Raw genomic sequence first — 14,918 nt, 5'->3', positions numbered from 1 at the left:
TTATTTTTTTAAGATTAATAATCTGATGGAGGCCATGTCATACCTTTATTAATCGCCAGATTTTTAATCTGTTCTAACTTAGCAGAATTTTTAGCATTCGATTGGCGTTCAATAATTTTACTAAGCATGTTATTGAAACCCCAGCCATTGTCAGTTATCACCCGAGGATCGGCACCATGATTCAATAACCAGATAACACTGTCGAGCTGAAAGCCTGACAAAGATTCAATCAAAACCGTTTGACCTAATGAATCCTTTCTATTAACGTCAGCACCTTTGCTAACTAAATAAGCCATGACTTTTTGACTATGTTCGGAAGCTGAACTGAAAATAATTGGGGTGCCTTCTATTTCAACATTTGGGCTCATACCACCATCAATTAATGCTGCAATGAATATAGGATCATCCGACTTTGCGGTAGCTTCAGCTACGCTGCGCATACTTGGAACTTTCTGTAATGGACTTGCTCCGGCACTAACCAAATATGAGACTATCGACAAATGTTTGGCTTGTTTGTCATAACTATTTTGCATCGCGAAGAATAGTAAAGTCATATCTTGGGCACCCGGGCGATTTAGGTCCGTATGAGCTGAAAGTTTTTTGACTTCTGATTCATCGTTTTTTTCAATTGCCTGAGCCAGCGATAGTTGCGTTCCTGAAAAGAAATTCTCAGCGGGATATTTTTTCATTGCGTGACATCCAAAAACCAGAAAAGGTAATAATAAAAAAACGGAAGATATTTTCTTCAGTCGGATATTTTTAAGTAACCTAAGCATAATTTCTCCTGTTAAAGTCCTAATAATATTAACTCATCATGCTCTTTCTCATTCTCGATGCAAGGTAACACCTGGTCCATACCATGCCTAGTAATAGGATCCCCTTTACCACCATCCATTTCGTGTCGAGTTCCTACGGATGAAGCGGTAAGGGTGACTAAAGCACCTCCCAGTAATGCTCCGCCAATCCCACCGTAGATCCCTCCCATTTTGGTTCCCGCATAGGTGGTTGCTCCTATGGCTGCAAGTCCCCCCCAAAATCCAGGCTCTTGTATTGCCGTCAGCACTTCACCTTTAACACGATAAGCATTGATATTTTCTTTATTTGGTGTTTTTCCTAAACCACCATATTTTTCCACTGTCTTACTATTTAATCCGGCCGAATTATATGTCCACCCCGAGCGACCACTAGCACGAGAACATGCGGAAGCCATACCACCGCCTAATGAATGCCCGGTGCAATCAATTGGTAACTCACTCATCATGATTTTGTTGCCAATTCTGACTGACTGCTCGTAATAATCGGAATGCAGATTCATACCTTGCTTAGCATTATTTGTCCAATCTTCGATTGAAGTCGGGCGTGTACCTCGAAATACCACGGAAGCAGACATATCATCACCAAATACTTTCTTGTCAGGCTCATAAATTCGTGCTTTGAACCCATCATTCTCATCGATTTTTAAATCTTGGGGCTTTAACCCATATTTTTTTAGCCTGGCTGAATCATCACTAATGTCATCCCAGCCATCCAAAATATCTTTACCAGACTTAGGGTTAGTATCGTAAACCTGCTTAGCCAATCTGGCCTTTTCCATGCCAGTATTATTTTGCTCAAGCCGTTGCGCGGCCTCGACAACTTTCGGGTCCTTGCTCTGCTTGCCTTTCGCAATCAGTTCCTTACGTCGTTCCCAGGTCTCTTTCTTCGTCAGATTACCGCCGCGCCCTCCTTTAGCTTTGCCATTCATGGCAAAGATGTCCTGTACCCGATTGATAGGGAAACCACCAATATAAGTATCCGGGCTGTGTTCTATCGACCAGCAATCGCCCTCTACCGTGCCGCTGACTACGCCTTTATTACGCCCAGCGGTATCGCCGATGGTAGTGGGAACAAAGCTGATGTTATACACAAACGCTGGATGGCCATTTAAGCGCACGCTATCTACCGTGCTCTTCGATGACGCAAGTGTAGCCGTTACCGGATACGGTACTGGCGGCTGAATACCCGGCGTGAAACACAAGTCCGGTAGTAATCCCACCACTTTATACACACCGTCTCTGCGGGCGGCATAATTGTCAGCCATGACGTTGCTCCTGTGAAATAAGTGCAGCGAGTGACGGCGGTAGCGGGGTGAAACTGTCGTCTTGAGCGTTGGTAAGCTGGTGTTGTGCACGCTGTACCATCGCGTTGCGTTCATCAACTGCAATAAAGCGCAACTCCGTCATTGCCACTTCTAACTGCTCGGAGAAGACCGCACGATAGCTGCAATGCACTTTCCGGCTCGGCAGATCGATCACCAACGTATCGAGCTGTAGATCAAAGGTCACGCCAGCCCCTTGCTGTGTGGTAACAAATGCAAACAGCGTCTCTACTGGCACAGCAAAGTTGATCTCCTGCCCGGCTTTCTCCTGATGTGATATCAGGTTCTTTAGCATCACCGGCACATGCGACAATGGTTTAGGCAGCGGGAACTGCATCCATGGATGCGCACCGCACCAGTAATCAAAGCGAAAGTCTTCAGGCAGAAACGGGTGACGTTGCTGCTTCCAGGCGTCGTCATGAGTACCGGCGAAGCCAATACGCGGTGTCCAGCCCCGACCATAAAACCCAAATCCGGCAGGCAGCGTTTCATCATCAATGTGTTTAATCGGCTGCGGTAACAGTTCAAACTGCGGCGCGTCCACACGCTGCAACTTAAGCTGTTTCTGTGCCTTCGCCGGTAACCAACCGATGCCCACACTATTTGATGCAGAGGCCAGCACTTCCCCCTTATCTAGACGGTAGCAACCACCCTGCGCATATTCGTAGCGTAAATCGAGGTTGGTGATCGGCTTAGCCTCGGTCAACTGCCAACTGGCGACCATGTTGCGCCACTCGCGCGGACCATAGACATTCAGCAAACGCATGAAATCACCGATGCGTACACCAACGGTGAACTGGCGCACGGCTTTGTCTTCCGGAACCCACGCCGTTCCGTTGATCACGACATCCAACCGTGGCTTATAGGGAGCGAGATCGCTCTCAAAACGCACGCTGCTGCTGCCCGGTTCATCATAGTATTCATCCTGTTCGACCAGCTCACCTTGATCTTCACTCAGGGTAAGCTTGCCGCTGATGATATCGAGATCGTAACTAACACGCGCCACCAACACGCTAAAGCCGTGATCGTGTTGATCGAACGATTCAAACAGTTGCGCTGGGAACGCGCTGTAGTTAGCAAAATTTTCCATAATCAATTGATATCTATCTGCGTTCCGTCAATGTCGATCACCTTCTCACCTACCAGCTTGATGTTGTTCGCGCTGAGGGTGATGGTGCCATTCTTTTCCAGCACAGCAGGCTCTGCGTCGGCAGTGTGAACGTGACCGGCTGGCCCAGCAGCGAATGTCGGTCAATCCGTGCGTCGGTGGCAAGCAGGTCGGCGGTCAGCACAAATGAGTGGGACAACGTCTCGGTGCCCGAGAGTTTCCAGAACAGCAGACCGTCCATCGGCAACTGCGCGGTGATGCGTGAGAACATAGATTCATCCCTGTCAGTAAAAGGATTAGCGTGAGAAAGTCATGCGTTAAGGTGCCAGCATTAGTACTTTGAACTGGCTTGGAACGATGCGCATGCCAATAGTGTTGGTTGAGTTTGTTACCGTCGCCATGTTATGTGCAGGCATGCCCATAAACAGAATGTTGAGTGCATTTGGGATAGCGGTTGGTCCCAGTGCGATATCCGGATAGGGAACCGGCACAGGCGTCAGGTAAACATCAGGGAAAGTTAGGTGGGCTATCTTCGTTATGCTTGACGATAATCCCCATTCCTTTTTTATTTTGTGAATATTATTTGCCTGTGTATATTTTATCTCCTCATTGAAATCAACAGGAAAATAAAAATTATAAAATAGTCGCTCCCATATTTAGTTTCATTTTGTTATCAGGGCTTTATTTCAACCATTACAATCATGCCTTGAAATTTATCTCGCGTTTTTCAGCTCTTGATTTCTAGCAATTCATTTTTATTCGATTGAATAAAAAAATTATGATAAAAAAACCAAAAAAAGTCATTACAATTCGACAATGAACGGTGTTTTCAGTTAAAAGTCACCTTCACCTTTACATATAAACTTATCGAACTAATAACGTGATTTTTAGTTTACTGTTGATTCACGCTAAGTCGCGATGAACCTAAAATATTACCCCTCCCGATATTGCAGCTTTATCTCCGCCATCAAAATTACGATAAAGAATTCACAATATTGATGCTCGATAGAATAATATCCATACAGCGTTTATTGGCCTCAAAGTGATAATCACGGTGATTGCGGTGTCTGCCGACCAGCTCAACATAGCACCAGATCTTTCCCGCGCTGAAAATATAGCACTGATAAATAGCGCGCATTTTTTCCTCAGTGCTGAAAATGTCCCCGCGGCAGGTCAAGAGGGTTTCTCCGAGCGATGAATTAAATTCGTTCGGAATAGAGCTCAGCTCATCGGTCGTCAGCGTGACGGCTGGTTCGTGATCGTGGAACCGTTTTGTTGAAACGCTAAAGACATCCTGCGCTGTAAACAGCATCTCCTGAGAATAGAAGCAAAGATTAATCACGCCGAAATTAACGCCTTCAAACGTATGCTCAACTACCAACCGCGTTTCCGTCAGCGGCTTCACCTGCCAGGACTCGGGTACTTTAAAGCTGCTGCCATGTTTATTGCTGAGATTCACTGTCTTCAGCAGTTCAGCCAGAGCCAGGTTACTGCGATGCATCAAATCCCAGTTTACCACCGTAAAGTGAATATCGTTGGCCAGCACCGGATAATCGCGTGCTGCACAGGCGGCTTTAATCAGGAAATAGTTTCCGCCTCCCTCTTCCGGATTGTAGTCCTTCTGCACGGTATAGCGTGAAATAACCTCATCCCCGGAGGAGTGAATTTTAAGGGTCAGTACATCTGCAAACAGACCGCTACCGGATGGATGTACAATCAATCGCTGGTTCAGCACTTTCTCGCCCATCAACTCCAGCTTATTAAACAACCAGTCTGCGGGATTCATCTCCCACTGACAACGTTCATAAGCAGCCCAGACTTCCATATAAGGTTGCGCATCATCTGTTACGTAGCGGCCAAGATTAGTCAGACCAACTTCGGCAATGTGTTGTGGAGTCAGCTCTGCGGGCTTGGCGCGCTTTGGCAAAATCACCCAGTATTGAAGCATTTTCTTATCAGTGGAGGTGTACAAGCACTTCCAGTAGTTCGCCTCAATGTCTTCGATGTTTGTAGTTAAGGCTATGGGAAAAGCATAGTTATGCTCGGTGTTCATAAAACCTCTTCAATTTAGACTGTGCTGCCAAACCAGATGCCATAGAACATAAGGATACAGCCAAACGATGCCAGACATTTTGCCAGCATACGCAATCTTGGCCCATATTTATTAAACAATGACGACAACTTTGAATAGTTCTCAGCAGTATTATAACGCTCATGAAAACGTATGATAATATCAAAGATGGTATTTAGCATAATGACGAAAAATTTTGAAAGTAATACCGTAACAAATGATGCAGGTATAATTACGGTTAACGTTCGCGCTGTTTCTTTAGTTATCAAAGGGATAAACTTTGATATTCCCACCAGAAAAAAAACCAAAAAAAATGCACCGAGCAGCACAGCAATAAACTTTATCCCAAAAGCACGCCACTCTTTTTTTTCAAACAGATCTGTCCCATTCCAAATATAAATCAATGTAAATCCTATAAATAGAGTAAAACCTACCCATTTCATTTCGCCACAATCTCCATGAACCTTTTAATCGCCAATTAAAACAGTAACACACCCGGTAATAATTTTCCCATTTCCGCTATCTACCAAAATAGGGGCTGCAATTGATTCATCATCATATAAGTAGTCAAAGAAGTCGAGGATGGGTTTAAATGCCACTTTTAAACTTGCATCACCCTTCAAACCAACTAGCGCTGCAACCCCTCCTGTCACCCTTAGGTTGGCTGAATAGTCAGTCGTGTCCCAGAAAGCATTCCCACCCAAAGTTCCACCCACTGAACCCAGACTTGCATCGGCTTTCGCATCCGCAACCAGAATACCCAGGAGATCTATATTACCCACAACTTCGCCTTTTATCCCTTTCGCTTCCGCACCAACATCGGCAGTAAAACCGTATCGCCCATTATTGCCGGTATACACTTCACCAACGGCTTTGGCTTCTGCCGTGCCGATGGTAACGTCTCCCCCAACGCCGCCATACAACGTACCTTCTTTACCTGCAGCCGCGGAACCACCGTACTGTATACCTGTCGCGGTAGCATTAGTATTCAGGCCATAAATACTATTACCACCGCCGTACAATGAACCGGTAACATTGGCAACTGCGACCTTGTTGCGCATCTCCCCTCGCAGTAAATCTTTACTTTTCATATTGCCAATGGTGATATCTGATAGCGCAAAACCGGCCGAAGCGGTATCAAAGTCACCGTTGAGGTTCTTATCCTCCAAGCTAGCATAGGCACCGAGTACGCGGGTATCATAGACATCACCGTGCACCATTCCATCTTCACCCGCTTTTTTCGCTAGTGAACTTCCCCAGTACTGGGGCACCGCAGGTTTTGGCCTGACAGGCGCAGGCGAGCCGCTGGCATTGCACTGTGTCTTATCCCCTTTGCGGGCGAGCGGCATACCGTTCACGAAAACCGTACTGGAACCACCGACAATCACGCCGCTACCGTGGCTTGAACATGATAACGTATCGCTTTTTCGGGCGGCAGGAAAACCACCGATAATCACATCGGGGCTTCCGGATTGTATTGGACCGGTATGCGCGCTGGTATCTATGGTCGCTCTGGCGGCAGGCTGTCCCATAATCACTATCCTTTTGCTAAAAATTAGCTATTAATTTTAACGACAGCACCTTTGATATCCGTCAGGTTGGTTCCGCTGATATTTACCGCCTCATTAGCTTTGAAATCGGCATTTATTCCACCACCCAGTGTTGTCATTTCTATGCCTTTAAAGGATGCTTCGGTGATACTTTCCGCCTTCAGATTCCCTTCAGAAACAATAATTTCTATGGTCGATGGTGTAATGAGAATATAGTTATCATTCACCTTGAACTTGATAGAATTTGTCGCTTCCAGCAGGGCATTACCCTCTTTATCCATGGTCAATACGGTTTGATTTTTACCGACGTTAATCTTGTGCTGGTTTCCTGTATTACTGGTTGAATTTACACCCACGTTAACGTCCAGGTTGCGCTTAACCGTAATGTGTTCATCCTGACCGATAGTTTTTTGACGATCGACACCGACGTTATGTGTCTCACTGTGCTCAATCTCTGTATCCATATTTTTTTCAGCATGGATCCAGATTTGCTCTTGCCCTGCCTTATCCTCAAAACGAAGGGCGTTGGCATTATCTTTGTGCCCATCCTTGCTACGACTCATAAATCCCATCTGCGTCGCCGCCGCTGGCAGCGACCACGGTGGCATGCTCGCCTCGTTGTACACCCGGCCGATGATCAGCGGGCGGTCCGGGTCGCCGTTGATGAAGTCCACCACCACTTCATCGCCCACGCGCGGGATCTGCACCCCGCCAAATCCCTGACCCGCCCAGGCGCTCGATACACGTACCCAGCACGAGCTGGTGTCGTCGCCCTTCGCCAGTCGATCCCAGTGGAACTTTACCTTCACCCGGCCGTACCGGTCCGTCCAGATAGATTCTCCCTGCGGGCCCACCACCTTCGCCGTCTGCGGGCCGTGCGTCTTCGGCCACGCCGTCGTCGGGGGCGCCCGGAACGTTACCGACGCAGGCAGCACCGTGAACGCAATGTTGTGCTTCGAGCCTCCGCTATCACCGCTGGCGTAGCTGTTTTCCTCAAACACATACGTCGCCGATGTCACCAGATACTCACCGTTGTCGCTAAAATGTGGCGCGTTAAGGAGACCAAAGGTAAACCCCGGTGCAATGCCCGTCGCTGTGCCCGACCCGCTCACGCTGTGGTGCTCTACCTGCCACACCTCCTGACGGATACGCGTGTAAAACTCGCCGTGGCTGTGGTCCACAAAATGACCCGGCCAGTCGTACACGTCCACCGAGCCCGGCGTCGGCGACGCCGGATTCTGCCGCGCCTGAAGCATCCACGCGTTTGGCTTGCGAAAATCGTAATCGTCCGTGCTGTACATTCCCGGCGTGACGCTCTCTGCCAGCGACCACTGGCTGATGCCCTCTTCCGTCACGCTGCCACCCGACGGCGTTGCGTGATATGTCATCGTCTCGTAGCCGGGAAATGCCTTGTGCTGGTCTGTCGCGTCGCACAGCACCAGCGTGTGGTGCTCCTGCTCGTGGCGGAACCAGTAGTAAATCCCTTCCAGCTCCATCAACCGGCTGATAAAGTCCAGGCTGCTCTCCTGGTACTGCACACAGTACTCCCACACCCGGTAGCTGCCCGATAAACGCATCTCCACATTTACCCCGTACTCTTTCAGCAGCGTCTGCACTATCTGCGGCACCGTCTGACTCTGGAAGATGCGCAGGTTGCGGTCACGCCGCATCGGCCACAGGTCCGATTCCACCGTCAGCGTGTAGACCGCGTAGCGCGTGCCGCTCAGCTCTTCGCTGCGCACCGCGACCCGAGTGATTTTGCCGTTGAGGTAGCGCGGGCTCAGCAGGCTCTGCGTCGGCAGTGTGAACGTGACCGGCTGGCCCAGCAGCGCATGTCGGTCAATCCGTGCGTCGGTGGCAAGCAGGTCGGCGGTCAGCACAAATGAGTGGGACAACGTCTCGGTGCCCGAGAGTTTCCAGAACAGCAGACCGTCCATCGGCAACTGCGCGGTGATGCGTGAGAACATAGATTCATCCCTGTCAGTAAAAGGATTAGCGTGAGAAAGTCATGCGTTAAGGTGCCAGCATTAGTACTTTGAACTGGCTTGGAACGATACGCATGCCAATAGCGTTGGTTGAGTTTTGCAAGCTCATGCTAGTCAGACGGGTGGCGGGTGTCCCTTTAAGCAACACCGTGAATGAACCGGTAAGATGCCGGGATGGTCCCATCACAGTGCCTGATGCCACACCCGTTGCTACCCCAGGATTGTCACCGTTAGTCAGTGGCGTTACCGTCGCCATGTTATGTGCAGGCATGCCCATAAACAGAATGTTGAGTGCATTTGGGATAGCGGTTGGTCCCAGTGCGATATCCGGATAGGGAACCGGCACAGGCGCTGGCATAGGCGTCAAGCAAACATCAGGGAAAGCCAAGTCCATACCAAAAAGCTGGCAGTTCGCAAACATCGTTAATCCTTAACCCATGTGGATCTGTTCAGAGTCGACCTTAGTGATCGCTTTCGAGGTGATCACCATATTGTGCGCATGCAAACGCGCGTAATCATCTGCTTTCATATCGAGCTGTCCGGCACGCACCTGCTCCGTGTTGCGCGTGGTACGCAGCAGGTTGTGGCTGATCTGCGTAATGGTCTGCCACACAGATTCCGCACGTTTACCGACGACGCGTGAAAGGCTTACCCAGGCCGAGAACTTCTCGCCGCTGTAATTCATATCGCTGATATGGCAATCGCCCTGATCAGCGCTGACACGCAGCGCGGCACTACTCAGGCTCAGTTCACCCGCACTGTGAATGTGTAAATCACCAGGCACGCTCAGTTCTGCCTTTTGCGGATTAGCGCGCTCTAGCACCGCCAACAACCAGATCTGGTTTTCGGTGCAGGTGACTATCACCATGTCGCCAGTCTGTGGCGCAATAACGCAACTCGCCGCGCGACGGCAATGCCAGCCACGTCCTTCGCATTCAACGGTCAGACTGCCATCGGCGAAGCAGTGGGTCACAACGCCAGACGCTTGTACCGGCGGTAAGATGGCCTGCGCCAGTTTATGATTAACATTATTCATTGCTTATTCTCCTCAACTGCGGCTCTGGCGCTGTGCGCTCCAGGCCTCGGCTGCCAATAGTTCTTCATCAAATTCAAGGATGCCCTGACGACCTGAGAATTGCGCGTTCTCCTGACGTGCCCGATGCATACGCGTGCGGGAAAAAGTCGCACCGCGCAGATCGGCCATGCGTAAATCTGCCGCAGAAAAGTCACTGTAAGTGAGATCGCTGAGGGTGAAGAGCGCCTGCGAAGCGTTCACCTTTTGCAGGATGCTCTGGAAAAACCGACTCTGACTGAAATCAGTGCGCACCAGCGTTGCACCAACAAAGATTGCCTGATCGAATATGCCGCTCCTACACTGTGCACCGCTGAGATCGGCCTCCATAAACAGCGCCTGGCTGGCATTGACGTGGTTCAGTTGGGCGGCTTTCAGCGAAGCGCCTTTGAAATTGCACTGTGAAAGTTGCGCACCGTTAAACTGCGCCTCATCCAACGCACAGTCAGTAAACTGACAGCAGATAAATCGCTGTTGCGTATAGTTTTTACCGCGCTGGTCGCAATTGAAAAATACCGTGCGTTCAAATTCGCCCGCGTTCAAAGCGGTCTGGCGCAAATCAATACCGTAAAAGGTAGTGAAAAAACTTTTGCAACCATCAAATCGGCTGTCATCCAGTGGTGATTCAAAAAAAACGCTGCGATCGAGCTGAACCTGTGCAAACTGGCTCTGCGTGAGGGGGCAGCGCATAAACTGCGTGGTAAATAACGCGCTACGCGAGAAATCGCTGCCAGTGAGTTCACACTGGTTAAAAACGGATTCGTTTAACCGGGTGTCGTTGACGATTAACGATTTCATTTCGCACTGGTTAAACACCGTCTGCTCAAGCTTTGCGTTGCATAGGTTAGCCCGAGAAAACTGACATTCGGTAAACACCGACTCCTTCAGATTTGCGCCCTGTAAGTTGGCCCCCATTAACGACACTTCCTGAAAAACACCGCCCGAAAGATCGCATCCGTGTAAATCCAGTCCATCCAGCACCCATTCGCTGATCACTTCGCCTTGTTTAATTCGCTGCTGCAACTCTGCTGCGCTGAGCGCTGTCATACAATTTCTCCATCACGCTTTGGCAGGATTTTGATGCGTTTCGTCCAGGCCCCATCAAGCTGCGTGGTATTGCTGGTAAACGCTTGGGAAAGATCGGCGCGGAACAGATTGGCGCCGCGAAAGTTTGCCCCGCCTAACTGGCTCTTTTGCAATAGTGCCCCGATCAGATTTGCATCGGTGAAATTCGCCTCGCGGAAATCGGTACGCACAAACAAACTGCCAGCCAGATTGGCGCGCTGGAAATTCGTTTGCTGGCAATCAGCCTCACTCAGATCGCTATTCTCCAGTTTTGCCAGCGCAAATACTGCACCTATAAGCGAGGCCTGGCGCAGATTGCTTTGCCGCAACGTTGCTTGTGTAAAATCCGCGCTATTCATTGAACTGCCCGAAGCCACTGCACTGGTTAACCAGGTTGCCCCCGTAAAACGCGCTTCATTCGCCTGAGTCTCCACCCATGAGCAGCTATCCAGCAGGGCGCCGTTAAAGGTGGCCCGTTCAAGCGTAGATTTAAGAAACGTAGTTTTGGTGAGCTTCGCATCTGAAAAATCGAGACCGGGCAGGCTAAGTTCCATAAAAATGCAGGCATTAAGCGTGGCGCGGTGAAAGCCGCACTGGGTAAACCACGTCTCACGGAATAGCAATTCGGTAAAGGTCGCCTCGGCAAATGTGCAGTGATCAAACAATGCTTCTTGTAACTGCGTATCTTTAAAGTGCGCTCTGGAAAAATCGCTGTAACAGCACTGTGCCAGTGCGAGGCTGGCATTTTCAAAATTACAGCCACAAAGTGACGTATTATGCAGTTCGGTACGCGCCAGCATCGCACTATGGAAGTTAGCTCCGTCCAGTTTGCAATTGCTCAAATCTGCACACTCCAGCAGCGCTTTGCTGAAATCTGCGCCGCGCAGATCCATACCAGAGAAATCAGCACCGGTCAGGTCCATACCGCTGAAGCTGCCCCCCTGCGCTAGCGTACGTTCAGCGCGCTGGCGGATAATCTGTGCCAGATCGCCTTTGAGACGGCGAGCCGGTGGTTGACGGTTAACGGACATCAGGTACATCTGGTGCAGCGCATCGCGGCTTTGCGCCAGCTTTTTATCACTCAGGCTATCTTTATTGCGGTGCAGTATTTCCTGCATGCTAAACATCGTTTCCGGACCACGAGGCTGATGCTCATCATTTTTTATCTGAGGATATTTTTCTTCCAGATCGCGTTTATGTTGCTCCGCCTGCTCTTGCATTTCCTGTGCCTGCTGTTCCATTTTTTCGATAAACTCCGGCAGACTTTCCAACTTCGGCAACTCAGGTTCATCAAAATCTTTAAGCAGATCGCCAACCTCTTCGCCTGTCGCCTCCAGGCGCGCCCGGTGCTGCTCACGCAACAGCGTTGCGCGATTTTGCATGTTTTCTCGCATCGGGCTTGGCGTTTGTTGCACTTCGCTATCAATCCAAGGACCGATTGTCTCTTCCGGGATCAAATCTTTTTCGCGGAAAGAGAACAGCGCGCCCTTCTCTTTATCCATACGCTGCGTGAGCACGGTGTGATAGTGATTTACCGATCTCGGAGCGCCCTGTATTTCCAGGGCGGGTACAAGTTGCAAGACATCTGCGGCATCGTCTTCGTTGATGCGAGTATTTCCCTGCCAGAGCAACAACATCTGCTCCAGATGGGGGAAAAACCATACCGTAGTGGCGCGCAATGCAATCTCTTCAAACAACGTTTCATCACTACGCTGGCGGTTAATAAAGCAGCGTGCCTGCCACGGTGGCAATTTGCCTTCCTGCCGCGTTTTTTCCGGATGCATATTCCAGATACGCCATGCAGCCTGTTGCGGTAACGCGTCACGTTCCGGCCACCATTGATCGGGGCTAGCGGCATTGAAGACTTTCCAGTCAATATCACGCGCAAAACCAGGGAAATCATTCTGCAACCAACTGGTATCATATTTTTTCCCCATGCGACTAAAGCGTCGCGGCCAACTGATATCCAACGGACCGAAACCTGCTGGCTCAGGTATTTGTTTAGGCCGGGTGAAACGCCCAGTCATTGCTTCTACATTAGGTAAGCGGATGAATTCATGTCCCTGATGTACTTCAGGGTGAATACCGATGCCATAAGGGTTTTCCTCATGTCCCTCTCCGCCAAAAGCGCGACTCCAGTCGAGGCGCATTTGTTCAAACGGCTGCGGCTGAGTTATCTGATTCCTCACCCAATAACGATCGCCAAATACCGCTAGTGATTTGCTCAGCGTGTCAATTTCAATCCGCGCCGCACAGGCGGTTTTGTCACGTTGATGATGGGTATAGGCATGACCGGTCGCCAGAAACTCCGCACACACTTTGGGAATAGCCAGATCGATAACGCCACCGCTGGTTTGCAATTCATTGGCTGCCAACTGCCACAATTCCATTTCTGGACGAAGTTGTGGGTTTTCCCCCATATCTGTCAGCGCCAGCACCGTAACGCCTAAATGATTTTTTCCCTGCCAGCGAAATGGCCGATTAAGTACGCTCAGGCGCAGTGGTTTAATGATTTTCATGCCTGGGTTCCTTTTTAAACAACAGATAAAACAAACGCCGGGTCTGATCCTGGCCCAGTATTAAGAAAGGTGTGATTGAGAATAACTTCGGTAAGTATTTTTAATTATCAAATTCGACACTCAGCACCGCAATATTTTCAGGAGGAATCTCCTGATGTTTTATTTTCAAAGGAACACCTTTTTTTAGTTTAATCACCTCTGATGCGTTAAGTACTATCACTGCACTATAATTTCTTGGTGTTCCACCGAAAGAAAATTCAAATGTCAGAATATAATAATGATTATAGTTATTCGTTGTGGTGGTTTGCTTCCATGTCTTTAACTTACCCTGTGCAGTTCCCCCTTCCCAGGACTCTCGACTAAGCCATTGTTGAATCTGTATGCTATCCTCTTTTTGTCCCTTTAACCCCTTGAGAGAAACAAAGACAATCAATATTTTCACACCAACTGCGAATAAGGATAAGTTGTCAGAAAAAATATTCATAATATCTCTTTTATATAAAAGCATGGAGCAAGGCGATAGTAACATTTTGAGACAAAGACTTACCTCCAAGGTAATGAATAATTCGTTTAAATATATAAAACTGATTAGCAATTATGAGTAAATAATACACGCAGCATTAATGAAAACTTACACCCACCGTAACCAACACCACCTAACTAATTTAAAATAAAGATAAAATCATTGTTTTTAACAAAATAAAACACCTAACCACAACATCCCCCCTCCCAATACTCATGCGTTTTTAAATATAACGAATATAGATTTATTTCTCTACTTCAATTGGCCAACCATTTCTATTTTTAATAAAAATAATAAAATCAGTATTTTCATCTTTTTTCGCCATATATATTTTCCCAACTTGATATTTGTCAATAGAAATCAATAACACGGTTTCTTGATGTTTTTCAACAAGCCATGTTTTTCCTGTAGAGTCAGCTAATCTTAAGTTCATATCCACTACAGGATTGTTATTTAAAAACAATCCACTCTGTTTCATTGACAATATGGTGACAACCACATCAGTACCAGTTTCAATAAGAGTCGGATCGCGCCGCTGTGAATTCTTTACAATCCTATTCGCAAAATAAAAGGAGACAGCAATGATAGAAAAAGTCAAAATGACATTTACGATACCGAATGTAGACATAAACCCTTCTATAGTTTTCTTGAGAAAAAACAGTGCCATTCTCACATAGTCACTATCTAATCCATAAATCCTCTAAAATAACATGAAACGAATAAATAGACGAATATTACAATGAAGATTTTATTACACACATTTAAAACACAACATTAGAAATTTTAGCCAGTGAAATTCACAAACCTCATTCAAATTTATTTAATATTCGCCATATCACCGCTCAAATCTAAAATAATGAATAGCATCTAAGAAACGTTATGGCAGGA

The 14,918-nt window shown here is 48.1% G+C and carries 14 protein-coding genes and 1 pseudogene; all 15 read right to left on the bottom strand.

What is annotated here, in order from left to right; translation table 11 throughout:
* Positions 1 to 14 precede the first annotated feature (14 nt).
* Complete coding sequence (locus tag A8F97_RS06495; RefSeq protein ID WP_015730533.1) at positions 15 to 776, bottom strand: ankyrin repeat domain-containing protein; 762 nt, start codon at positions 774 to 776, stop codon at positions 15 to 17.
* Positions 777 to 787: 11 nt separating this feature from the next.
* Entirely contained in the window at positions 788 to 2,080 is a 1,293-nt protein-coding gene (locus A8F97_RS06490) for a Tle-like phospholipase domain-containing protein (RefSeq protein WP_033071530.1), read from the bottom strand.
* Positions 2,073 to 3,227, bottom strand: a complete 1,155-nt coding sequence (locus A8F97_RS06485) for a DUF2169 family type VI secretion system accessory protein (RefSeq protein ID WP_033071531.1) — start codon at positions 3,225 to 3,227, stop codon at positions 2,073 to 2,075. The genes A8F97_RS06490 and A8F97_RS06485 overlap by 8 nt, the downstream gene beginning before the upstream one ends.
* 103 nt (positions 3,228 to 3,330) lie before the next feature.
* Positions 3,331 to 3,516, bottom strand: a pseudogene (locus A8F97_RS24045) (hypothetical protein); the annotation flags it as partial.
* A 46-nt stretch (positions 3,517 to 3,562) separates the two neighbouring features.
* Positions 3,563 to 3,784, bottom strand: coding sequence for a PAAR-like domain-containing protein (locus tag A8F97_RS23035; protein ID WP_083255952.1), 222 nt, complete (start codon positions 3,782 to 3,784; stop codon positions 3,563 to 3,565).
* A 434-nt stretch (positions 3,785 to 4,218) separates the two neighbouring features.
* Complete coding sequence (locus tag A8F97_RS06475) at positions 4,219 to 5,298, bottom strand: hypothetical protein (protein ID WP_033071534.1); 1,080 nt, start codon at positions 5,296 to 5,298, stop codon at positions 4,219 to 4,221.
* Between the two features lie 14 nt (positions 5,299 to 5,312).
* Entirely contained in the window at positions 5,313 to 5,759 is a 447-nt protein-coding gene (locus tag A8F97_RS06470; protein ID WP_033071535.1) for a hypothetical protein, read from the bottom strand.
* Between the two features lie 24 nt (positions 5,760 to 5,783).
* A complete protein-coding gene (locus tag A8F97_RS06465) occupies positions 5,784 to 6,848 on the bottom strand; it encodes a PAAR domain-containing protein (protein WP_033071536.1) in 1,065 nt (354 codons plus the stop codon).
* A gap of 23 nt (positions 6,849 to 6,871) precedes the next feature.
* Positions 6,872 to 8,833 (bottom strand): type VI secretion system Vgr family protein, encoded by a 1,962-nt coding sequence (locus A8F97_RS06460; RefSeq protein WP_069704170.1) that lies wholly within the window; start codon positions 8,831 to 8,833, stop codon positions 6,872 to 6,874.
* Between the two features lie 46 nt (positions 8,834 to 8,879).
* Positions 8,880 to 9,272: a DUF4150 domain-containing protein gene (locus A8F97_RS06455; protein WP_014700072.1), complete on the bottom strand. Its 393-nt coding sequence runs from the start codon at positions 9,270 to 9,272 to the stop codon at positions 8,880 to 8,882.
* 9 nt (positions 9,273 to 9,281) lie between these two features.
* Entirely contained in the window at positions 9,282 to 9,887 is a 606-nt protein-coding gene (locus A8F97_RS06450) for a DUF3540 domain-containing protein (protein ID WP_014700073.1), read from the bottom strand.
* A 12-nt stretch (positions 9,888 to 9,899) separates the two neighbouring features.
* Positions 9,900 to 10,970, bottom strand: coding sequence for a pentapeptide repeat-containing protein (locus A8F97_RS06445; protein ID WP_033071538.1), 1,071 nt, complete (start codon positions 10,968 to 10,970; stop codon positions 9,900 to 9,902).
* Positions 10,967 to 13,507 (bottom strand): DUF2169 family type VI secretion system accessory protein, encoded by a 2,541-nt coding sequence (locus A8F97_RS06440; RefSeq protein ID WP_033071539.1) that lies wholly within the window; start codon positions 13,505 to 13,507, stop codon positions 10,967 to 10,969. The genes A8F97_RS06445 and A8F97_RS06440 overlap by 4 nt, the downstream gene beginning before the upstream one ends.
* A 100-nt stretch (positions 13,508 to 13,607) precedes the next feature.
* Positions 13,608 to 13,991 carry a hypothetical protein gene (locus tag A8F97_RS06435; protein ID WP_033071540.1) on the bottom strand — a complete coding sequence of 128 codons (384 nt, stop codon included), beginning with the start codon at positions 13,989 to 13,991 and terminating at the stop codon, positions 13,608 to 13,610.
* Positions 13,992 to 14,274: 283 nt separating this feature from the next.
* Positions 14,275 to 14,658, bottom strand: a complete 384-nt coding sequence (locus A8F97_RS06430) for a hypothetical protein (protein WP_033072041.1) — start codon at positions 14,656 to 14,658, stop codon at positions 14,275 to 14,277.
* Positions 14,659 to 14,918 lie beyond the last annotated feature (260 nt).

The organism is Pectobacterium parmentieri, from assembly GCF_001742145.1.
GTDB classification, from domain to species: Bacteria; Pseudomonadota; Gammaproteobacteria; order Enterobacterales; family Enterobacteriaceae; genus Pectobacterium; species Pectobacterium parmentieri.
Note: the sequence above shows the minus strand (reverse complement) of the source record. Positions and strands in the feature narration are given on the sequence as shown.